The organism is Streptomyces sp. NPDC007901 (assembly GCF_042959465.1).
Taxonomy (GTDB): Bacteria; Actinomycetota; Actinomycetes; order Streptomycetales; family Streptomycetaceae; genus Streptomyces.
In genome coordinates this window covers 353,669-374,808 of sequence record NZ_JBIBKW010000010.1, presented here as the reverse complement: position 1 = coordinate 374,808, position 21,140 = coordinate 353,669, and the positions used below count along the sequence as shown (strand labels likewise).

The 21,140-nt window shown below is 70.5% G+C and carries 19 protein-coding genes; 6 read left to right on the top strand and 13 right to left on the bottom strand.

The window, feature by feature from the left end; all coding sequences use genetic code 11:
* Nucleotides 1–17: 17 nt before the first annotated feature.
* Nucleotides 18–899 (bottom strand): TIGR03936 family radical SAM-associated protein, encoded by an 882-nt coding sequence (locus tag ACFZDK_RS31390; protein ID WP_390977288.1) that lies wholly within the window; start codon nt 897–899, stop codon nt 18–20.
* Nucleotides 892–1,731, bottom strand: coding sequence for a hypothetical protein (locus ACFZDK_RS31385; RefSeq protein ID WP_390977287.1), 840 nt, complete (start codon nt 1,729–1,731; stop codon nt 892–894). Before ACFZDK_RS31385 ends, ACFZDK_RS31390 begins: the two co-directional genes overlap by 8 nt.
* A gap of 170 nt (nt 1,732–1,901) precedes the next feature.
* On the opposite strand from ACFZDK_RS31385, the gene ACFZDK_RS31380 reads away from it, so the two are divergent.
* Nucleotides 1,902–2,255, top strand: coding sequence for a DUF805 domain-containing protein (locus ACFZDK_RS31380; protein WP_390977286.1), 354 nt, complete (start codon nt 1,902–1,904; stop codon nt 2,253–2,255).
* Between the two features lie 58 nt (nt 2,256–2,313).
* Here the strand turns inward: ACFZDK_RS31380 and ACFZDK_RS31375 are convergent, their stop codons facing one another.
* Both ACFZDK_RS31375 and ACFZDK_RS31370 read right to left on the bottom strand, forming a co-directional pair.
* A complete protein-coding gene (locus tag ACFZDK_RS31375; protein WP_390977285.1) occupies nt 2,314–2,778 on the bottom strand; it encodes a hypothetical protein in 465 nt (154 codons plus the stop codon).
* 82 nt (nt 2,779–2,860) lie between these two features.
* The gene (locus ACFZDK_RS31370) at nt 2,861–3,475 is read right to left on the bottom strand and encodes a TetR family transcriptional regulator C-terminal domain-containing protein (RefSeq protein WP_390977284.1); all 615 of its coding nucleotides are present in this window, start codon (nt 3,473–3,475) and stop codon (nt 2,861–2,863) included.
* A 107-nt stretch (nt 3,476–3,582) separates the two neighbouring features.
* On the opposite strand from ACFZDK_RS31370, the gene ACFZDK_RS31365 reads away from it, so the two are divergent.
* A complete protein-coding gene (locus ACFZDK_RS31365) occupies nt 3,583–4,494 on the top strand; it encodes an alpha/beta fold hydrolase (RefSeq protein WP_390977283.1) in 912 nt (303 codons plus the stop codon).
* 6 nt (nt 4,495–4,500) lie between these two features.
* On the opposite strand, the gene ACFZDK_RS31360 is transcribed toward ACFZDK_RS31365, so the two are convergent.
* From ACFZDK_RS31360 to ACFZDK_RS31345, 4 genes are all read right to left on the bottom strand, one after another.
* Nucleotides 4,501–5,061, bottom strand: coding sequence for a hypothetical protein (locus ACFZDK_RS31360; RefSeq protein ID WP_390977282.1), 561 nt, complete (start codon nt 5,059–5,061; stop codon nt 4,501–4,503).
* Between the two features lie 148 nt (nt 5,062–5,209).
* Nucleotides 5,210–5,467 carry a DUF6400 family protein gene (locus tag ACFZDK_RS31355; protein ID WP_390977281.1) on the bottom strand — a complete coding sequence of 86 codons (258 nt, stop codon included), beginning with the start codon at nt 5,465–5,467 and terminating at the stop codon, nt 5,210–5,212.
* Between the two features lie 69 nt (nt 5,468–5,536).
* Nucleotides 5,537–8,266, bottom strand: a complete 2,730-nt coding sequence (locus ACFZDK_RS31350) for an HAD-IC family P-type ATPase (RefSeq protein ID WP_390977280.1) — start codon at nt 8,264–8,266, stop codon at nt 5,537–5,539.
* 43 nt (nt 8,267–8,309) lie between these two features.
* Nucleotides 8,310–9,293 carry a PPK2 family polyphosphate kinase gene (locus tag ACFZDK_RS31345; protein WP_390977279.1) on the bottom strand — a complete coding sequence of 328 codons (984 nt, stop codon included), beginning with the start codon at nt 9,291–9,293 and terminating at the stop codon, nt 8,310–8,312.
* 484 nt (nt 9,294–9,777) lie between these two features.
* Between ACFZDK_RS31345 and ACFZDK_RS31340 the strand changes: the two genes are divergently transcribed.
* The 4 genes from ACFZDK_RS31340 (at nt 9,778) to ACFZDK_RS31325 (ending at nt 13,181) form a co-directional block, all read left to right on the top strand.
* Nucleotides 9,778–11,007 carry a M4 family metallopeptidase gene (locus ACFZDK_RS31340; RefSeq protein ID WP_390977278.1) on the top strand — a complete coding sequence of 410 codons (1,230 nt, stop codon included), beginning with the start codon at nt 9,778–9,780 and terminating at the stop codon, nt 11,005–11,007.
* Between the two features lie 33 nt (nt 11,008–11,040).
* Nucleotides 11,041–11,358, top strand: a complete 318-nt coding sequence (locus ACFZDK_RS31335) for a protealysin inhibitor emfourin (RefSeq protein WP_390977277.1) — start codon at nt 11,041–11,043, stop codon at nt 11,356–11,358.
* A 136-nt stretch (nt 11,359–11,494) separates the two neighbouring features.
* Entirely contained in the window at nt 11,495–12,106 is a 612-nt protein-coding gene (locus ACFZDK_RS31330) for a DJ-1/PfpI family protein (RefSeq protein WP_390977276.1), read from the top strand.
* 157 nt (nt 12,107–12,263) lie between these two features.
* Nucleotides 12,264–13,181 carry an alcohol dehydrogenase catalytic domain-containing protein gene (locus tag ACFZDK_RS31325; RefSeq protein ID WP_390977275.1) on the top strand — a complete coding sequence of 306 codons (918 nt, stop codon included), beginning with the start codon at nt 12,264–12,266 and terminating at the stop codon, nt 13,179–13,181.
* A 9-nt stretch (nt 13,182–13,190) separates the two neighbouring features.
* On the opposite strand, the gene ACFZDK_RS31320 is transcribed toward ACFZDK_RS31325, so the two are convergent.
* The 5 genes from ACFZDK_RS31320 to mrdA all read right to left on the bottom strand — a co-directional run bounded on the left by ACFZDK_RS31320 (nt 13,191) and on the right by mrdA (nt 21,034).
* A complete protein-coding gene (locus ACFZDK_RS31320) occupies nt 13,191–13,685 on the bottom strand; it encodes a hypothetical protein (RefSeq protein ID WP_390977274.1) in 495 nt (164 codons plus the stop codon).
* 168 nt (nt 13,686–13,853) lie between these two features.
* Complete coding sequence (locus tag ACFZDK_RS31315) at nt 13,854–15,836, bottom strand: TIGR03960 family B12-binding radical SAM protein (protein ID WP_390977273.1); 1,983 nt, start codon at nt 15,834–15,836, stop codon at nt 13,854–13,856.
* A gap of 102 nt (nt 15,837–15,938) precedes the next feature.
* Nucleotides 15,939–17,444 carry a CHAD domain-containing protein gene (locus tag ACFZDK_RS31310; protein WP_390977272.1) on the bottom strand — a complete coding sequence of 502 codons (1,506 nt, stop codon included), beginning with the start codon at nt 17,442–17,444 and terminating at the stop codon, nt 15,939–15,941.
* A 144-nt stretch (nt 17,445–17,588) separates the two neighbouring features.
* Nucleotides 17,589–18,788 carry a rod shape-determining protein RodA gene (gene rodA, locus ACFZDK_RS31305; RefSeq protein WP_390977271.1) on the bottom strand — a complete coding sequence of 400 codons (1,200 nt, stop codon included), beginning with the start codon at nt 18,786–18,788 and terminating at the stop codon, nt 17,589–17,591.
* Nucleotides 18,785–21,034: a penicillin-binding protein 2 gene (gene mrdA, locus ACFZDK_RS31300; RefSeq protein ID WP_390977270.1), complete on the bottom strand. Its 2,250-nt coding sequence runs from the start codon at nt 21,032–21,034 to the stop codon at nt 18,785–18,787. Before mrdA ends, rodA begins: the two co-directional genes overlap by 4 nt.
* Nucleotides 21,035–21,140: the final 106 nt, after the last annotated feature.

Sequence of the window (21,140 nt, the reverse complement as noted above, 5' to 3'; positions counted from 1 at the left end):
CCTTCGCGGGACCTTCCTTACGCCGGCGCCGTCGCGGCGGCAGCGGGTTCGGCCTTCGAGAGGGCCGCCTCTGCCTCGCGGTCGGGCGCGAGCGGGTCGGTCACCGTGCCGGTCTCTTCATCGAGCAGCCCCTGCGCCAGCCTGGTCACCGCTGCGGGGACCGGCGGCGCCAGGTCGGCCACGGCGCGGAGACCGGACAGGACGTCGTCGGGTCGTACGGCAGGCGTCACGTGCCGAACAACCAGCCGCAGTATCGCACAGGGCTGGTCGGTCGGCCTATCAGCCGTTTCACTCTGTGTTTCAAGTTGTACGACGGCGGGGCGGGCGTCGAAGGTGCGGACGCCGTTCTTGGTGGTGCGACTGACCTCGACGGACTCGGCGGCGTTGAACGCAGCGACGGCCTTCTCCGCCTCCGTGGGGTCCTGGCCGGTCAGCCGGAGCTCCCACACGGAGGCGGTGAGCCGGTCGGCCAGTCCGGACGTCCGTGCCTCGACCGCGTCGACGATGTCCAGCCCGGTGGGCAGGGACTCGTCGAGCAGTGCGCGCAGCCGCTCCGGGTCACGGGGTGCGGTGAGCGCGATCTCCAGGTACTCGGCCTCGCTGCCCGTGCCGGTGGGTGCGGCATTGGCGTACGACACCTTCGGGTGCGGTGTGAACCCCGCCGAGTAGGCCATGGGGACCTCGGCGCGGCGCAACGCACGCTCGAAGGCGCGCTGGAAGTCACGGTGGCTGGTGAACCGGAGGCGGCCGCGCTTGGTGTAGCGCAGTCGGATGCGCTGTACCGCGGGTGCGGGCGGCGGGCCTTCGGGCTGTCGCTTGCCCAGTGTCGTCAGTCCTTCGTGGTTCTCGTGAGAGCAGCCGTGCCGTGGTCGGCCGTGCTGCTGTGCGGTGCTATCCATCAAGAGTACGTGTGTCGCGGGCCACGGGTTCCCGCCGGTGGACGGCGGCGGGCGGGACGGGCTCGCCGAAGAGGGCCCGTCGGAGGTCGGCGCGGGCCTGGCCGACGGCGCGGCCGACGGCGCGTGCGGCCTGGGCGGCGGGGCGCAGGACGAGGTCGCGCACGACGTGTCCGACCGGGGTGAGGACGGTCCGGTACACCCAGCGGGCGGGTTCCTGGAAGATCCACCGGAAGAGGGTCGCGAGAACCCGTCCGGCGGCCCGTGCGACGTACCCGGCGGCCCGCCAGGCGTGCCCGAGGGCGTCCCCGATCTCCCGCAGGGCGATGCCCAGTACGCGGCCGGCCGGGGTGAGGATCCAGCGCCACAGGGCGAGGGCGGGCAGGACGAGGAGCACGCGCGCGATCCAGGCGAGTGCGGTGGCGAGCTGGTCGAGCAGCCAGGCAACGCCGGTCGCGACGGGGGTGAGGAGCCACAGGAGGGCCCGGCCGATCGGGGTGAGCACGCGCGCGTGGAGCCACAGCAGGGCGTGACCGAGGGGCGTGAGCAGGTGGCGGTACAGCCAGATCAGGGGGAGGACGAGGAGCCGGTACAGGATCCAGCCGGTCGCGTGTCCCGTCGGGGCGAGGACGGAGCGCCACAGGAAGCGGGCGACGGGGGCGAGCACGTACTGCCTCAGGAACCGTGCGGCGGCGGTGCACGCGTCCCAGAGCAGGCGTACCGGCAGCACCACCAGGAACACGGAGATCCGGACGGGGATTCTGATCGCGACGACGAGGCATCCCTCAGGCTGCTGCGTCTGCGGTCGCCACTGCGATTGCTTCTGCATGTCCATGGCCGGAAAGACGCTATCGCGCGCCGCGCGGCTGCGATCCGCCCCCCTTGATCACCGTACGGCGGCGACAAGATAACGGTTGACCCGCACACGCCAATCTGAATGGAATCGGCCAACTCGGCTTGATTTGCTAGGGGCCAGTCAAGTTCTTGATCCTTGGGGGACGAGTAATGAACTGGTACGTGGACGTACTGAAGAAGTACGCGGTGTTCAGCGGCCGTGCGCGTCGGCAGGAATACTGGATGTTCTTCCTGTTCAACGTGATCATCAGCATTGTGCTGGCGATCGTCGGACGGGTCATCGGCTTCTCGGCCCTCGGCCTGATCTACAGCCTCGCGGTCTTCCTGCCCGGCCTGGGTGTCGCGGTCCGCCGCCTGCACGACACCGGCCGTTCGGGCTGGGCGATCCTGATCGCCATCATCCCGCTGATCGGCACGATCATCCTGATCGTCTGGCTCGCCTCCGAGGGCAAGCCGGAGCAGAACCAGTACGGCACCAACCCGAAGTACTCGGGCGCCGTCTGACCCGGCATCACATCGAAGGCCCGCCGGATCTTTCCGGCGGGCCTTCGGCCTTTTCCGCTCAGGAGGACGCGGAGGAACTCTTGTTGCGTTCCGTCTGGAGATGCAGGACCAGGAAGAGGACGCGCAGGAGGTCATCGGGAAGGGCGGTCCAGCCCTTGGGGAGGGTGATGCGGCGGGCGCGGCTGCCCAGCAGGTCGTAGGAGATCTCGACCGGGCCGACCGCGCGGGCCCGGCCGCTGAACCGGGGGTGGTCGATCGCGTAGGGACCGATGGTGCGCGGGATCCCGGACCAGGCGGCGCAGTCGACGTCCCAGGTCCCGAACGTCCTCGGGACGCTGCCCAGGCGGCCGTAGCCGATCTCGATGTCGCCGATCCACCGCAGCCGGCTGCCGAGCATGTCGTACTCCAGCGAATGCGGGCCGAGCGCGTGCGGCCTGCCGCCCCACCGGCCGTAGGTGAGTTCCACGTCCCCGATGCTGCGGAGCCGGCCGCCCAGCAGGTCGTAACCGAGTTCCAGTTCCATGTCCGTCGACTCCCCCGCTTCTTCCCGGTCTTCGGATTCCCGATTGTGCGGCCGCGCGGGTCCGCCTTCCATGGCGGTCGTGTCACGGTTTCGCTGCCGGGCGGAAGATCCGGTCCAGGTGGTGCGCGAGGACGGCGGCGGCGGATTCCGGAGTGCGCTGGCCTGCCAGGACGCTGGTGCCGAGACCCGCGGACATGGCGAGCAGGCCGGTCGCCTCCATCTCCGGGTCGACACCGGGGCGGGTCAGACCCGACTCCCGCGCCTGCCCGAGGAGTTCGGTCAGCACGCGTTCGGCGGCGTCGGGGTCCTTGAGGAACGGCTGGGCGGCCAGGGCCGGGTCGGTCACGGCCAGGACGGCGTAGGACGTGTGCAGCAGGTGGAAGGTGCGGCTCTCCAGGTCGGTCGGCAGCGCCGCGGTGAGCAGGGCCTCGACCAGCGCGCGCGGCGGCGGCGCGTCCCCGGCGTCCCGGACCAGGGCGGCAACCCGCTCCCCGAACCGTTCGGTCAGCCGCTGCAGTCCGTGGAGCAGCAGCTTCTCCTTGGTCTCGAAGTAGTACTGCACCAGCCGCAGGGACACCCCGGCCTCCGCCGCGACGTCCCGCATCCCCACGGCGTGCAGCCCGCGCCGCCCCGCGACCCGGACGAGCGCCTCGGCGATCTCGGTGCGCCGCTCCGCATGGTCCACACGCTTGGGCATCGGCCGCCCCTCTCGTCCGTTCTCCACACCCGGCGAATTTGATGATACGGCCGTACCACCATCATGGTACGGTCGTATCACGAAGAATCCGATCCCCGGAGGTGGCCGTGGCCCAGACCGCTGTCCGCACCCAGCCTGACGTCGGCCGTTATGTGAGCGACGCCCGGCGCGACCGCTACTTCGAGGCCTGCGCGGCGCTCTACGCACTGGGCGCGCCCGCGGCGGCCGAGACCGACGTGGAGACCTCCTTCGGCACCACCCACGTCTACCGCTACGACCCGGCGGACCCGGCCGCCGCCGCCCGCACCCCCGTCGTCCTCGTGCACGGAGCGGGCTCCTGCTCCGCCATGTGGTACCCGAACACCCGCGCCCTCGCCGCCGAGCGCCCGGTCTACGCGCTCGACACCCCGGGCGACCCCGGCCGCAGCGTCCAGCACACCCCCATCCACCAGCCCGAGCGAGCCGCGCGGTGGCTCGACGAGACCCTCGCCGGGCTCGGCCTGGACCGGGTCCACCTGGTCGGCTCCTCCTACGGCGGCTGGCTCGCGCTCAACGAGGCGCACCGCAGGCCGGAGCGGCTGGCCTCGGTGACCCTGCTCGACCCGGGCGGCCTGGAGAAGGTGGGACTGCGCTTCTTCGTCTGGATCTTCGTCGGCCTGTTCGCCACGTTCGCCCCCAAGGCGCTGCGCCCGCGCCTCGCGGCCTGGCTGCAGCAGCCGGTGCTAGTCGTGCCGGAGCTGCGCAGGATGATCCGGCTGGGCGTCCGCGCGTACCGCATCCGCCGCCCGGCCCCGCTCCCCCTCACCGAGGGCGAGCTGTCCACCGTCCGCACACCGCTCTACCTGGTCCTCGGCAGGCGCAGCCTGCTCGTGCACCCGCAGCGCCAGCTGGAGCGCGTACCCCGGCTGATACCGGGCGCCCGGGCCGAGATCATCGAGGGCACCGGTCACGGGCCGCAGATCGACCACGCGGACGAGGTCAACCGCCGCATGCTCGCCTTCATGGACTCGGCCGACTGACCGGCCTCATCCGCCGGGCCCGCCGGCCGCAGGACGGGCCGCCGCCTCCGCCCGGGCGGCCCGGGCCAGCAGACGGGCCCGGCCGCGGGGCCACCAGACCAGGTCGGCCAGGAACAGCACGACCACCAGCCACGAGACGACCGTCTCGCCGGTGGAACCACGCAGGCTGTCGTACACGGCCAGCAGCACCGCGCACCCGGTGACGAGCAGCACGACCGGGCGGCGCAGCCCGTCCCCCTCGGCGGCCCGCCGCAACGCACCGGCATACCCAGCGACCGAGGACGCCAGCCGCGGATCCCCGACGGCCTCACCCCGCCGGGTGGCGCGTACGACGGCTGCGCGGTCGGCGTCGTCCAGGGCCCGGCCCGCCGGCCAGAGCCGGTCCATCCGGCGCGCCACACGGATCCCGTAGAACACGCTCAGCACGACGAAGACCACCAGAGCGCCCGCCCACGAACCCGACTCGACGAGAACGAAGGCCCCGAAGAAGACACCGGCGGCGAGCCCCGCGCCCACACCCCGGCTCACCGCACCCCGCCGCCACAGCAGCCCCGGAACGAGAACCACCCGCTCACGGTGGCCGTCACCTGTCCCGGACACAACCACCGCACCGGCACGTCGACACCGGCACACGCGCATGGCGCACCGGCCCACGCGTATGGCGCACCGGAGGCCCGTCAGGGCGCCGGCAGGACGCTGAGGCGGGCCGCGAGGATCAGGCGGAAGCCGCGTCGCCCCCGCGCCGCGGGAGAACGCCGGCGGCGACGAGGGTGTCGTACAGCCGCTGCTGTTCCTCATCGAGGCCGGAGTACAGCCGGTCGTAGGCCTCCTCCTCGCCGCGCATCACTTCGACGGGGTCCCACTCGGCGCCGAGTGCGTTCATGACGTGGGCCCGCCGGGTCATCTCATGACCGGTGAGATCGACGGCGAAGTCCACCGGCTCGGTGGGAAGGGAGTCATCTTGGGCGGACATATGACCGAATTTAGGTGCGGGTGTCCGGCCGCGACAAGAGTTCGTGGGAGACCTCACAGCGGGCCGGCGTCAGGTCCGCGCGGTGGGCCTGCCGTTCCAGCGGGCGAGGAACTTGCCGATCTCCCAGAGCGCCAGCAGCACGAGCGCCGGTACCAGTGCCCAGGCGAACTGGGCCAGGTCCAGTTCGGTCGTGCCCAGCAGCCTGCGGAAGACGTCCATCTGCGTGACCAGGACCGCGAGCACGAACTCGATCAGCATGGCCCGGTTCATCTGCTTGCTGTCGAAGCTGGCGGTGGTGAGCACGGTGTCCCGCTCGCTGCGGCACTCCAGGGCGGCCACGATCAGGCAGAGCGCGAAGGAGGTGAACGCCATCGACTGGCCGATCGCGACGCTGTCGTAGCGGGTCGTGCCGAGCTCGATCAGGCAGAGCAGACCGATGGTGATCACCAGGCCGGACAGGCCGACGGTGAGCATCACGCCCCGGGACAGCACATGCGCGCCGCGCGGGCGTGGCCGGCGGGCCATCAGGCCGGGGCTCTGCCGGTCGAAGCCGAGCGCGAAGCCGAAGGCCGCGTTGACGAAGAAGTGGATCCACAGCACCTGAGCGGGGGTGAAGGGCTCCCCGGCGGCGATGTCGAACAGGGTCGCGCCGAGAAACGTCAGCACGAACACCACGAGCAGGACGAGCACGAACCGGATGTACTTGGTGAGGTTGTCGTAGATCTTGCGGCCCTGCTCGACAGCGAAGACGATCGTGGCGAAGTTGTCGTCGGCGAGCACCATACGGCCGGCGTTCTTGGCGACCTCGGTGCCGGAGCCCATCGCGATACCGACGTCGGCCGCCTTGATGGCGGGGGCGTCGTTGACGCCGTCGCCGGTCATGGCGACGACACCGCCCCTCTTCTTCAGGGTGTCGGCGAGCAGCACCTTGTGCTCGGGCGCGACCCGGCCGACGACACCGATGCCGTCGATCCTGGCCAGCCGTTCGCTCTCCGGCAGGGCGGCGAAGTCCGCGCCCAGCATGGCCTCGCCCTCGATGCCGAGCTGGCGGGCGATGGCGGCGCCGGTGACGACGTCGTCGCCGGTGACCATCCGGACCCTGATGTGCGCGGCCTGCGCGTCGGCGACCGCGGCCTTCGACTCCGCGCGGGGCGGGTCGACCATCCCGACCAGGCTGGTCATCTGCAGGTCGGTGACATAGCCGAGCAGGTCGCCGTCCGGATCGAAGACGGCCGGGTCGAGGTCCCGGCGCGCCGCGGCCATCACCCTGAGGCCCTCGCCGCCCATGCGCTCGACGTGCTCTTGCGCCCGCTGCCGCAGCGCGTCGTCCCAGGGCACGGACGCGCCCTGCCGCAGTGCCGTCGCCGCGCGGTCCATCATGGCGGGCGCCGCGCCCTTCACGAAGCAGCGCACGACGGGCCGGCCGGTCTCGTCGGTGGCCCGGTTGAAGGTGGCCATCAACTTGTAGGAGGGGTCGAAGGGCAGCACGGCCAGCCGCGGCAGCCGATCCCGGGTGGCGTCGACGTCCAGGCCGGCCTTGTGGCCGAGGACCAGCAGGGCGCCCTCGGTGGGGTCGCCGACCACCTTGCCGTCCACCAGCCGGGCGTCGTTGGCGACCAGGTAGGGCAGGATCGCGTCCGTCATGTCCGGTGCGCTGCCGACCGCGTGCTGGATCCGGCCCGCCAGGCTGTAGCCGGTGCCGGAGACGGTGTAGCGGTCGCCGGGGTCGATGACCTCGACCGCGGTCATCTGGTTCATGGTGAGCGTGCCGGTCTTGTCGGAGTTGATCGCCGAGGTGAACCCCAGCGCCTCCACCGACGGCAGGTCCTTCACGATCGCCTGGCGCCGGGACAGGTCGATGGCGCCGATGGACAGGATCGTCTGGGACACGGTGGGCAGGGCCTCCGGGATGGCCGCGATCGCCAGCGAGACGGCGCTGACGAACAGCGCGTCCCACGCCGTACCCCGGCTGCGGCCCAGCACGAACATCAGGATCATCGTCAGCCCGGCCGTGCCCGTGATCCACAGAGTGAGCCGGTCCATCTCCCGGGTCAGCGGCGAGGCCTCCCGGCGGGTGCTCGACAACATGCCGGAGATACGGCCGAGTTCGGTGTCCGCGCCGGTGGCCGTGACCACCACCGTGCCACTGCCGTGGGTGACGGGGGTGTTCATGAACGCCATGTTGTGGCGTTCGCCGGGCGGCAGACCGGTACCGGTGAGGGTGCCCGTCTCCTTCGCGGCCGGCACGCTCTCGCCGGTCAGCGCCGACTCGTCGATCTGCAGGGCGTTCGCCAGGACGATCCGGCCGTCCGCCGGCACCTCGTCGCCCGCCGCGAGCAGCACCACGTCGCCCGGGACGACCTGCTCGGCCGGGATCTTCGACTCGGTGCCGTCCCTGCGCACCCGCGCGGTCGCCTTCATCATCGACTTCAGCGCGTTCATGGCGCTGTCCGCCTTGCCCTCCTGGCGCATCCCGACGACCGCGTTGACGACGGTCAGGACGAGCAGCAGGACCCCGGTGCTCCACTCCTTGATGACCAGCGAGACCACGGCGGCGCTCACCAGGACCAGCTGCATGTAGCTGCGGTACTGGGCGAGGTAGCGGCGCCAGCCCGGCGTCGGCTTCTCCTCGGGCAGCGCGTTCGGGCCGTGCGTACGCAGCAGTTCCGCGGCCCGCGCGGCGGACAGACCGGCGGCCGGATCCACCTCGAACGCCGCGGCCACCTCCTGCGCCGGATGCGCGTACCACGACCGGCCGTCGGCCGCCCGGTCCTGCGAGGCGTCTGTCTGCGCGGTCATGAAGGTGCCTCCGTTCCCGGCCCCCGTTGCTCGCCCGCCCCCGTCACCGGTGCTTCCTGTGCTTCTTCTTCCGCTTCTTCTCGCCCGCTCCGGCCTCCGCCGCACAGGGGTCCGCGGCCGCCCCCGCCGGCGCCTCCGCCTCCAGTTCCCGTCTGACCTCGGCCAGTTCACGGCGGGTCTCGTCGCTGACCTCCGGGTACCGGGGGTCGATGTCGATGAGGGTGTGCGCCAGTACGGCGGCCGCGCACACCCGGGCGAACCATTTGTGGTCGGCGGGAACGACGTACCAGGGCGCCCATTCCGTGCTGGTGGCGGAGAGCATCTGCGAGAACGCCCGCTGATAGTCGTCCCACCGGGCCCGCTCACGCACGTCGGCCGACGAGAACTTCCAGTTCCGTTCGGGAACGTCGATGCGTTTCAGAAAACGGGTGCGCTGTTCTTCCTTCGACAGGTTCAGAAACAGTTTTACGACCTTGAAGCCGTTGTCGCTCAGATAGCGCTCCCAGTCGTTGATCTCCCGGTAGCGCCGCTCCCACACGTCGGGGCCGCGTGCCGCGTCGGGCAGTTTCTCGCGCCGCAGGTTCTCCGGATGGACCCGTACCACCAGCACTTCCTCGTAGTGGGAGCGGTTGAAGATGCCGATCTCACCGCGCCGGGGCAGCTGGCGGGTGTAACGCCCCAGGTAGTCGTGGTCGAGTTCCTCGTCCGAGGGCACCTTGAAACCGGACACCCGCACGCCCTGCGGGTTCACTCCGCTCATCACATGGCGGATGGTGCCGTCCTTGCCTCCGGCGTCCAGCGCCTGCAGGCAGAGCAGCACTCCGTAGGTGTCCTGGGCGGCCAGCCGCCGCTGGTAGTCGGCGAGCAGCTCGATACCGCTTCGGAGCAGTTCGACGCCGTCCTTCTTCTTGCGGATGCCGGCCTTGTAGCCGGGGTCGAAGTCCTCGCCCAGCCGCACCTTGCTCCCGGGCTCGACCCGCAGAGGCTCGATGAACTCCGCTATGCGCTCGGCCCTGTCGTCGCCCATCGCCCGTCCGTTCCTTCGTCCGCCGTCCGCCGTCCGCCGGGTCCGTACGGCCTGCTCGACAGCATCCGGATGCGCCGTGCCGCCGGCCTCACCCTTGACGGGTGGTTCGCCCCGACCACCGCACCGGACGGGACGGGACGCCCGGCAGACCTCCCCTCACCGGCACTGACCGGACGTCAGACCCCGCCCGGGGTGCGGGTCGCCGGAATCGAGCGGACAATGGGGACAGAAGCGGTTTCCGCCTCCTCAGCCATGCACACGACTCTCCCGTCCTGTGTACGACGCCGGGAAGGCGAGCCGCTCGCCACACGGCTTGTCCTGCAGGTCCGCGGGCTCCCCGCCCGCACGCAGGAGCCATCCCGCGCGTCGGACGCGATCGTCCGGTCACAGCGGCACCGTTTCTCTCGGCGATCGGCACCTCCGGCGCGCGCCGCTCTGACGAGCAAGGCCTTTGCCGCCGCTCTCCCCGCACCCGAGGTATCCCATGACCAGGATCTGCCGCCCGAACTGCATCATTCCCCCGCACCTTCTCGAGAAGCTCCTGAGAAGCGACGACAGCGAGGTGCACAAGGCCGCCTTGGCCACCCTGCTGACCACCGCGTCCCTGCGGGGCGAACGAACGGTACGGGCGACCTTCGCCGGCGCCGCCGCCCCCGGCAACGGCCGGCGGACCGTCTTCGACTGCCAGAACGGCCGCGTGCTCTCCCTGGCCGAGACGGCCCGCTCGGAGGACGGACCGCCGTCCGCCGACGAGTCCGTCAACCGCGCGTTCGACGGACTGGGCGCGACCCGCGACTTCTACCACGACGTGTTCAGCCGCAACTCGATCGACGACCAGGGCATGCGCCTGGACGGCTACGTCCACTTCAGCTCGCACTACAACAACGCGTTCTGGGACGGACGGCAGATGGTCTTCGGAGACGGCGACGGAAAGATATTCACCGACTTCACCGCATCCGTCGACGTCATCGCCCACGAACTGACGCACGGAGTCACCGAGAACACGGCCGCACTCGTCTACCACAACCAGTCCGGCGCCCTGAACGAATCCGTTTCGGATGTCTTCGGATCACTCGTCAAGCAGTGGTCGATGAAACAGTCCGTCGACGAGGCGGACTGGCTGATCGGGGCCGAGGTCTTCACCCCGGGGATCGAGGCCGACGCGCTGCGGTCGATGAAGGCCCCGGGACAGGCGTACGACAACCCCCTGTTCGGCAAGGACCCCCAGCCGGACCACATGAGCAAGTACGCCAACCTGCCGGACAGCGACAACGGCGACTTCGGCGGGGTGCACATCAACTCCGGCATTCCCAACCGGGCGTTCTACCTGACGGCGGCGGGCATCGGCGGATTCGCCTGGGAGTCCCCCGGACTCATCTGGTACGAGTCGCTCAAGGCGTCCAGCGCCGAGACACAGTTCCAGGACTTCGCGGACACCACCTACCAGAAGGCCGAGGAACTGTTCGGAGCCGGCAGCCACGAGCAGCTGGCCGTGCTGGCGGCCTGGCAGGACGTGGGCGTCCAGATCAGCGGGGTCCCCACCGGGGTCGCCCGGGCCCGCAGCCTCGCGGCGGGCCGCAACGGCCATGACGGCCGCGACGGCCTTGTCGGCCGGGAGGACGGCCTGGCGGCCCTGAGCAAGCAGATCGGCGCCCTGTCCCTGCAGGTGACCGGTCTGGCCAAGGACGTCACCGCGCTGAAGGCGGGCAGGTGAGCACCGGCCGCTGAAGCGGGCGGCCCGACGACGATGAAGGTCACCCTCGCGACACACGGCGGGCAGGCGGCGGCGATCAACCTCCGCCTCCCGCCCCGAGCGCTGGACACCGGCACCCTGCCCGAGGACACCGCCGCGCAGATCGCCCGGCTGGTGGCAGCGGCCGTCCCGGAGGCCGCGGCACCGGAGCCGCCCGGCGGTGCCCCGGACGCCATGAGCTACACGATCACGGTGGAGGACGGCGGCCGTACGACCGTCCTCACCCGGTCGGACACCACCATGTCCCCCGCGTTCGCGGCCCTCCTCGACCGGCTGCAGGAGTACTTCGCGCAGCAGGACACGGAAAGCTGACCGGCTACCGGCTACCGGCTACCGGCTGACCGGCCGGTACCGCGGCCACCGGCCGGCGATTGGCCCGCGACCAGGGCACGGCCCTCCTGAGACACTCGGCATCCGCATCATTCGTGCCGTGCTCCGAGGAGATGCCATGCAGGTGGCGGTGCTCACCTTCGACGGATTCAACGAACTCGACAGCTTCATCGCCTCCGCGCTGATCAACCGGTGCCGGAAGGACGGCCTGGAGGCCTTCATCACGACCCCCACCCCGGTGGTCACCTCGATGAACGGCGTGCCGGTGACCGGGCAGCGCCCGATGGAGTTCGTGGCCGAGGCCGACGTGGTGCTGGTCGGCAGCGGGGTGAAGACGCGGGACGTGGTGGCCGACGACCGGCTGATCTCCCGGCTGCGGCTCGCCCCGGACCGGCAGTTGATCGGCGCGCAGTGCTCCGGCGCGCTGGTGCTCGCCCGGCTCGGGCTGCTGAACGGCATGCCCGCCTGTACGGACCGGAAGAGCCGGCCCTTCGTCGAAGCCTGTGGCGTCACCGTCCTGGACACCCCGTTCCACGCCGAGGGGAACATCGCCACGGCCGGCGGTTGCCTGGCGTCCCAGTACCTCGCCACCTGGGTGATCACTCGCACCCTCGGCGAGGACGCCGCCCGCGAGGTCCTCGACTACGTGGCCCCGGTCGGCGAGAACGAGGAGACGGTCGCCCGCGCCCTGCGCGCCGTCGACACGGGCGCGGTCGCACTGCGCGGCTGACGCACGCGCACTCGCCCGCCAACTGACCACTGCCAAGCGTTCGTTGAGGCCGCACGGCCGGGAATACGACTCCGCCCCCGGGCCGTTGAACGCGCGGCACGGTCGGCGTCCGGCCGTCCGGGGGCGGCATGGGCCGAGGAAGTGCGGTGATCACGCGATGAAGGCGGTGCGGTTCCACGCGTACGGCGGGATCGATGTGCTGCGGGTGGAGGAGGTGGATCGGCCGGTGCCCGGCCCCGGTCAGCTGCTGGTCGAGGTCCGCGCGGCCGGGATCCAGCCCGGTGAGGTGATGATCCGCGAGGGCGCGCGGCACGGGCGCTGGCCGGCGACGTTCCCCTCCGGGCAGGGCAGCGACCTGGCCGGCGTCGTGGTGGAGACGGGCCCCGAGGTGCGCGGCTTCGCGGTGGGCGACGAGGTGCTGGGCTTCACCCACGACCGGGCGAGCCACGCGGAGTTCGTCGTGGCCGACGACGTGCACGTGGTCTCCCGCCCCCGTGGGCTGTCCTGGGAGGTGGCCGGGTCCCTGTACGTGGCCGGTACGACCGCCTACGCCTGCGTGTTCGCGGTGGACCCCGGCCCGTCCGACACGGTCGTGGTGTCCGGAGCGGCCGGCGGTGTCGGGTCGCTCGCCGCGCAGCTCGCGCGGCGGCGCGGCGCCACGGTGATCGGGCTGGCGAGCGAGCGGAACCACCCGTGGCTGAAGGACCGCGGGATCATCCCGGTCGCCTACGGAGAGGGCGTCGCGGACCGGATCCGGCAGGCCGCCGGCGGGCACGTCGACGCGTTCGTCGACACCTTCGGCGACGGCTACGTGGACCTGGCCGTGGAGCTGGGCGTGCGCCCCGAGCGCATCAACACGATCCGCGACTGGCAGGCCGCGGCGAAGATCGGCGCCCGGACCTACGGCGAGGGCTCCGCCGCCTGCGCGGTCGTGGTCGGCGAACTCGCCCGGCTCGCCGCGTACGGGGAGCTGGAGGTCCCGATCGCCCGCACCTACCCGCTGGCCCAGGTCCGCGAGGCCTTCCACGACCTGGAACGCGGGCACACCCACGGCAAGATCGTGCTCCGGCCGTAACCCCGCTGCTCAGCGGGTGTCGGGCGGCAGCGGCTGCGAGGTGTCGTCGAGGTCCAGGCGCATCCTGGCGCGCATGGTGTCGAACGCGTCGAACCAGGGCCGGTTCGCGTTCCTGAGCTCGGTCCAGTCGCTGAAGGTCTCTCCTTCCTCCAGTCTGCGCACGAGATCGCGCATACCGCGCATGACCTGGTCGGAGAGGGCGACTATGTCCGGTGGAGCGGTGATGGAGATCTGGTAGCGCAGTTCGTACACGCCACCGCTTCGGTAGACGTCTCCCGCCAGGCTCGCCCGTTGCGGCCAGGGTTCCGTGCCGTTGACGACCACGGCTCTGATGTCGTTCCAGCTGCGCGCGACGGCCGCGAGGTACGCCGCGTACAGCTCGCGCTTGACGGCGCTACGGCGTTCGGCCTGCTCCCGGCGCCACTTGGACCAGTCGGCCAGGGAGGTGGCGCCCACCCCGATGGCCGCTCCCGTCACCGTGCTGACCAGCGTCCCCAGATCCATCGCTGAAGGATAGGTCCCGGCAGGACCGGGCGAGGGGACACGGCCTCCCGAGCCCCCCGCTCCCGGTTTGCGGGCGGTCCCGGGGGAGCCGATTCCAACGCAGCCGCCACCTCGTCCTCACTCACCCCCGCCAGCGCCTCCATCACCCGATCGAGTGCCTCGCTCACGTCAGTGCGTGTGACCGCTCGGCGCCGGCGTCGGACCTGCGTTCTTGACCGTCAGAGGCAGCAACTTCTTGCCGGTCGGGCCGATTTGTATGGCCGTATCCATCTGCGGGCACACGCCGCAGTCGAAGCAGGGGGTCCAGCGGCAGTCCTCGACCTCGGTCTCGTCGAGGGCGTCCTGCCAGTCCTCCCAGAGCCAGTCCTTGTCGAGGCCGGAGTCGAGGTGGTCCCAGGGGAGGACCTCCTCGTAGGTGCGCTCGCGGGTGGTGTACCAGTCGACGTCGACGCCGGCGGGAGCGAGGGCCTTGTCGGCGCAGGCCATCCAGCGGTCGTAGGAGAAGTGCTCGCGCCAGCCGTCGAAGCGGCCACCGTCCTCGTAGACGGCGCGGATGACGGCGCCGATGCGGCGGTCGCCCCTCGACAGCAGGCCTTCCACGATGCCGGGCTTGCCGTCGTGGTAGCGGAAGCCGATGGAGCGGCCGTACTTCTTGTCGCCGCGGATCTTGTCCCGGAGCTTTTCGAGGCGGGCGTCCGTCTCCTCAGCCGAGAGCTGCGGGGCCCACTGGAAGGGGGTGTGGGGCTTGGGGACGAAGCCGCCGATGGAGACGGTGCAGCGGATGTCGTTGGAGCGGGAGACCTCGCGGCCCTTGGCGATGACCTTGGTCGCCATGTCGGCGATCTGGAGGACGTCGTCGTCGGTCTCGGTGGGCAGGCCGCACATGAAGTACAGCTTCACCTGGCGCCAGCCGTTGCCGTAGGCCGTCGAGACCGTACGGATGAGGTCGTCCTCGGAGACCATCTTGTTGATGACCTTGCGGATGCGTTCCGAGCCGCCCTCCGGGGCGAAGGTGAGGCCCGAGCGGCGGCCGTTCCTCGTCAGTTCGTTCGCCAGGTCGATGTTGAAGGCGTCGACGCGGGTGGAGGGGAGGGACAGGCCGATCTTGTCCTCGGTGTAGCGGTCGGCCAGACCCTTGGCGATGTCGCCGATCTCCGAGTGGTCGGCCGAGGACAGGGAGAGCAGGCCGACCTCCTCGAAGCCGGTCGCCTTGAGGCCCTTCTCCACCATGTCGCCGATGCCGGTGATCGAGCGCTCGCGCACCGGGCGGGTGATCATGCCGGCCTGGCAGAAGCGGCAGCCGCGCGTGCAGCCGCGGAAGATCTCGACGGACATGCGTTCGTGGACCGTCTCGGCGAGCGGGACGAGGGGCTGCTTGGGGTAGGGCCACTCGTCGAGGTCCATGACGGTGTGCTTGGAGACGCGCCACGGGACGCCCGACTTGTTGGGGACCACGCGGGCGATACGGCCGTCGGGGAGGTACTCGACGTCGTAGAACGCCGGGATGTAGACCGAGCCGGTCTTCGCCAGGCGGAAGAGGACCTCCTCGCGGCCGCCGGGGCGGCCCTCTGCCTTCCAGTCACGGATGATCTTCGTCATGTCGAGGACGGCCTGCTCGCCGTCGCCGATGATCGCCGCGTCGATGAAGTCCGCGATCGGTTCGGGGTTGAAGGCCGCGTGGCCGCCCGCGAGGACGATCGGGTCGTCGAGGGTGCGGTCCTTCGACTCCAGGGGGATCCCGGCCAGGTCCAGCGCCGTGAGCATGTTCGTGTAGCCCAGCTCCGTGGAGAAGGACAGGCCGAACACGTCGAAGGCCTTCACCGGGCGGTGGCTGTCGACCGTGAACTGCGGGACGCGGTGCTCGCGCATCAGCGCCTCCAGGTCCGGCCACACGCTGTACGTGCGCTCGGCGAGGACGCCCTCCTGCTCGTTGAGCACCTCGTAGAGGATCATGACGCCCTGGTTGGGCAGGCCGACCTCGTAGGCGTCCGGGTACATGAGCGCCCAGCGGACGTCGCAGGTCTCCCACGGCTTGACCGTGGAGTTGAGCTCACCGCCGACGTACTGGATCGGCTTCTGCACATGCGGGAGCAGGGCTTCGAGCTGCGGGAACACAGACTCGGCGACCTGGGCGGCGGCTTCGGCAGGCATCTCGCGGACCTTCAGTGAGCGGACTGGGGGGCGCCCCGGCCGGAGGCTGGGGAGGTGACCATCAAGCCTAACCCGGCCGGCGGACTCCCCCGTACCCGCCGATCACACCGGGGCCTCGTCCTTGACGTCCTTCCAGGCCTTCGGCACCTCGGCCTCCACCGCGGCCGCCCGCTGTTCCTCGCGGCCGTACAGCAGCCCGTAGGTGAACGCGCTCTCCCCGGCCGCGTGGGCCACCGCGGACAGCTCGCCGAGGGTCTCGCGGGCCATCACGCTGTCCTGGTGCTCGCCGATCAGGGTCTGGAGGGACTTCATCGACTTCAGGAGGGTCTTCGCCGGGCCGCCGAGGGCAGGGCGGGCCGCCTCGGCCGCGTAGCGGGTGCGCTTGGCCTTCTTGCGGGCCTCGTGCAGGCCGAGGTCGCGTTCGTGACCGGGGGGCTGGGCCATGCCCGTCTCGATCAGGTCGGTGACCTTGGCGAAGTCCTTGCGGACGGCCTGGGTGAGGACCTTCTCCGGGTCCTTGGCCGCCGCCTTCAGCAGGGGCGGGTCGGCGGCCAGGGCGTCCAGGGTGTCGAGCAGGGTCAGGTAGCGCTCGGAGTCCAGGACGCCCAGCAGCCGGCTCCGGGAGCCGCGCTGGCCGGCCTCGGCCCAGGTGCGCAGCCGGTCGTGGACGGGGCCGTGGACGAGGGCGGCGGGTACGTCGGCCAGGGCCGTCAGCAGACGTTCGGCCAGGACCTCCTGGTCGCGGCCCAGGCCCAGCTCGCCGGCCAGCCATTTCAGCTCGTCGGCGATCGGGTCGGTGACCTTCCGGTCGAGGACCTTGCCGAAGGTGCGGAAGGTGCTGCGCAGCCGGCGGGTGGCCACGCGCATGTCGTGCACGCCCTCCTCGGTGTCCAGGCGTACGGCGGGGTCGAGCTCGACGATCGCGTCCCGCTGGGCGCGGACGTAGGCCATGACGTGGTCGCCGGCCGTGACGGGCTCGCCGGCGTCCGGCTTCCCGGTCCGTGGCTTGCCGCCCTTGGTCTCGGACAAGGCCCGGGCCAGCTTCGAGGGGGATTCCGACGGCCGGACGCCCGCCTTGCCGAGGCGTTTCTCGACCTTGTCGAGGAAAGCCGGGTCGCCGCCGTCGGCCAGTTCCACCTCGATCTCGGTCCACTGGGCCTTGCCGGAGCCGCCGAAGAGCCGTTCGGCGCGGACGCGGTCCACGCTGACCTCGGCGAGCAGGGTGCCGTCGGCGTCGACGAGGTGCTGGACGTCGCGGGCGGTGCGCAGCCGGACGACGGGGACGAGGCTGCCCTGGCGGACCCGGGAGCGGGTCAGGCCGGCCAGTTCGTCGGGGAGGGTGTCGGAGAGCGGGGCGTGGATCTCGTCGCGGATGCCCGGGGCCACGGGGAGCTTGAGGTGCCAGCCCGCGTCGCTGCCGCCGGTGCGGTGCCGCAGGGTGACTCTGGCCGAGGCCAGGCGCAGGTCGGAGGTGTCGTGGTAGGTCGCGTCGAGTTCGGCGGTGCCCTTGTCCAGGACGTTCGCCACGCCGGCGACACCGGTCAGGTCGGGCAGCCCACTGTCATCGGACTCGTACTTGCGCTCGATTTCACGCTTCGTATCCGCCATGAACCGAATCTAGTGGCCGCGCCCTACAAGAGCCAGAAGCCAAGGTGGGTAAATCGGAGGAAAAAACAAAATGAGGGAGAGGTGAACACATCGCGAACGATCTGCGCACCCCTCCCGTTCCGTCCCGTTATGCCGACTGTCCCGCTAGGCCGACATCGGGCGCTGCACTCTGATCGACTGCAGCAGCCCCACGGCCACCCACACCGCGAACATCGACGAGCCGCCGTACGACACGAACGGCAGCGGCAGGCCGGTGACCGGCATGATGCCGAGGGTCATCCCGATGTTCTCGAACGCCTGGAACGCGAACCAGGCCACGATGCCCGCCGCCACGATCGTGCCGTACAGCTCGGTCGCCTCGCGGGCGATCCGGCAGGCCCGCCACAGGACGACGCCCAGCAGCACGATGATCAGGCCCGCGCCGACGAAGCCCAGCTCCTCCCCCGCGACCGTGAAGACGAAGTCGGTCTGCTGTTCCGGGACGAACTGGCCGGTGGTCTGCGAACCGTGGAAGAGGCCGGCGCCGGTCAGGCCGCCGGAACCGATCGCGATCCGCGCCTGGTTGGTGTTGTAGCCGACGCCGGCCGGGTCGAGGCTCGGGTTGGCGAAGGCGGCGAAGCGGGCGATCTGGTACTCGTCCAGGATGTGCAGCTGCCAGATGGCGACGCAGCCGATCACACCGGCGGTGAGCAGGCCGAAGACCCAGCGGTTGGAGGCGCCGGAGGCGAGCAGCACGCCGAGGATGATGGTCACCATGACCAGGACCGTGCCGAGGTCGGGCATGAGCAGCACGACCAGGATCGGGACCGTGGCCAGGCCCAGGGACTGCAGGACGGTGCGATGGTCCGGGTACGGCTTGTCACCCGCGTCCACCCGGGCCGCCAGTATCATCGCCATCCCCAGGATGATCGTGATCTTCACGAACTCGGCGGGCTGCAGCGAGAAGCCGCCGCCGAAGACGATCCAGTTGCGGCTGCCGTTGATGGTGGCGCCCAGCGGGGTGAGCACCGCGAGGATGCCGAGCACCGAGAGGCCGTAGAGGATCGGCACCGCGTTGCGCAGCTGGCGGTGGCCGACCCAGACCGTGCCGATCATCAGGGCGAGCCCGATGCCGGTGTTCATCAGGTGCCGGAGCAGGAAGTAGTACTGGTCGCCCTGATTGATCTCGGTGCGGTTGCGGGTCGCGGAGAAGACCAGCAGCGAGCCGAGCAGGGACAGGGCCAGGGACGCCAGCAGCATCGGCCAGTCCAGGCGGCGGGTCAGCGAGTCGCGGGCGAACAGCCGGGTCCAGCCGGCGCGGGCCGGGCCGTAGCCGGAGACGGAGAAGCTGTTGACGCCGGTCATGTGAGCATCCTCCGGCTTCCCCTCTTGCGCGGCCGCCTTCGGGTGGTGCGGTTGCCCGTCGACGGTGAGGCCGTGGTGGCGGCCGGGGTCTGGCCGTCGTCCTGCTTGTCGCTCTGCTGGGAGGCCTGGAAGTCCTTCGCCGGGTCCTTGGAGACCTTCGGGGAGGCGATGGTGCCGTCCGTGCGGACCTTCGGCAGGCCCTGCTGCGGGCTGTAGAGCAGCGCCTTGGACTTGTCGACGGAGCCGTCCGCGCCGACGCCGTAGAGCGCGCTGTAGATGTTGCGGACCGCCTCACCGGAGGCACCGGAACCGGTACCGGCCTGGGCGATGGTCATGATGACCGTGTAGTCCTTGGTGTAGGTGGCCAGCCACGACGTGGTCTGCTTGCCGTAGACCTCGGCGGTACCGGTCTTGCCGTGCAGGGCGATCTTGTCCTGCGGCCAGCCGCCGAACTTCCAGGCGGCGGTACCGCGGGTGATGACGCCCGCGAAGGCGTCGTCCATGCCCTGCAGGGTGGCCTGGCTGACGGGCAGCTTGCGCAGCGCCTTGGGCTTGATCTCCTGGACGGACTTGCCGTCGGCGCTGATGATCGCCTTGCCGATGGTCGGCTGGTACTCGGTGCCGCCGTTGGCGACGGCGCTGTAGATCATCGCCTCCTGGATCGGCGTGACGAGGGTGTCGCCCTGGCCGATCGAGTAGTTGATCTCGTCGCCCTCGCGCATCTTGTTGCCTTCGAGGCAGTTCTCGTACTCGATCTTCTCGACGTAGGTGCCGTCCTTCTTGCCGGACTTGCACCAGGCGTCCTTGTTGGCCTTCCAGTAGTCGAGCTTCCACTGGCGGTCGGGGACGCGGCCGGTGACCTCGTTGGGGAGGTCGACGCCGGTCTCCTTGCCGAGGCCGAACTGGTGGGCGGTCTTGAAGAACCAGTCCTTCGGCTCGCCCTTCTTCGGGTTGATGCCGCCGTCCTTCTTCCACTCGCGGTCGGCGAGGCCGTAGAAGACGGTGTCGCAGGAGACCTCGAGGGCGCGGCCGAGGGAGATCGGGCCGAAGTTCTCGCCCTCGAAGTTCTTGAAAACCTGGCCGCCGACCGAGTACGAGCTGGTGCAGGGGTAGCCGCCGTCCCAGACGTAGCCGGCCTGGACCGCGGCGGCCGTGGAGACCACCTTGAACGTCGAACCGGGCGCCGCCTGACCCTGTATGGCCCGGTTGAGCAGCGGGTAGTCGGAGTCCTTGCCGGTGAGGGCCTTGTAGTCCTTGGCGGAGATGCCGCCGACCCAGACGTTCGGGTCGTAGTTCGGCGCGGAGGCCATGGCGACGATCCGGCCGGTCTTGGCCTCCATCACGACGACGGCGCCGGAGTCGGCCTTGTAGTTCTCCTGGGTGATCTTGTCGTACTGCTTGCGGGCGGTCTTCATCGCGTTGTCCAGCTCGTACTCGGCGACCCGCTGGACGCGGGAGTCGATGCTGGTGACCAGGTTGGAACCGGGCTCGGCGGCGTCCGACTTGGCCTTGCCGATGACCCGGCCGAGGTTGTCGACCTCGTAGCGGGTGACGCCGGCCTTGCCGCGCAACTCCTTGTCGTACTCGCGCTCCAGGCCGGACCGGCCGACCATGTCGGAGCGCAGGTAGGGCGAGCTGCTGTCCTTGGCCTGCTCGATCTCGTCGTCGGTGACCGGGGAGAGGTAGCCGAGGACCTGCGCGGTGTTGGCCTTGCCGGGGGCCGGGTAGCGGCGCACGGCCTCGGGCTCGGCGGTGATGCCGGGGAAGTCCTCGGCGCGCTCGCGGATCTGCAGGGCCTGCTTGGCGGTGGCCTCGTCGGTGATCGGGATCGGCTGGTAGGGCGAGCCGTTCCAGCAGGGCTGGGGGGTCTTGGCGTCGCAGAGGCGGACCTTCTGCATGACCTCCTCGGGCTTCATCCCGAGGACACCGGCGAGCTTGGTCAGGACCGCCTTGCCGTCGTCCTTCTGCTTGAGCAGGTCGGTACGGGAGGCGGAGACGACGAGCCGGGTCTCGTTGTCGGCGAGGGGGACGCCGCGCGCGTCCAGTATCGAGCCGCGTACGGCGGGGTCGACGACCTGCTGGACGTGGTTGCCGGAAGCTTCCTTCTGGTACTCGGCGCCCTCACGGATCTGCAGATACCAGAGCCGGCCGCCGAGGGTGCCGAGCAGGGAGAGGACCAGGATCTGGATGACGACGAGACGGATCTGGACCCGTGGGGTCCGACCGGTCTCCGGAATGTTAGTCATGGGCGAAGCCCATTCCTTCAAGGGTGGTGGTGGGCGACGGGTGGGCGTTGGTCACTGGATTGCCTCCCCCTCTCCGTGCTGTACCTGGGTGTCATATCCGACGGAG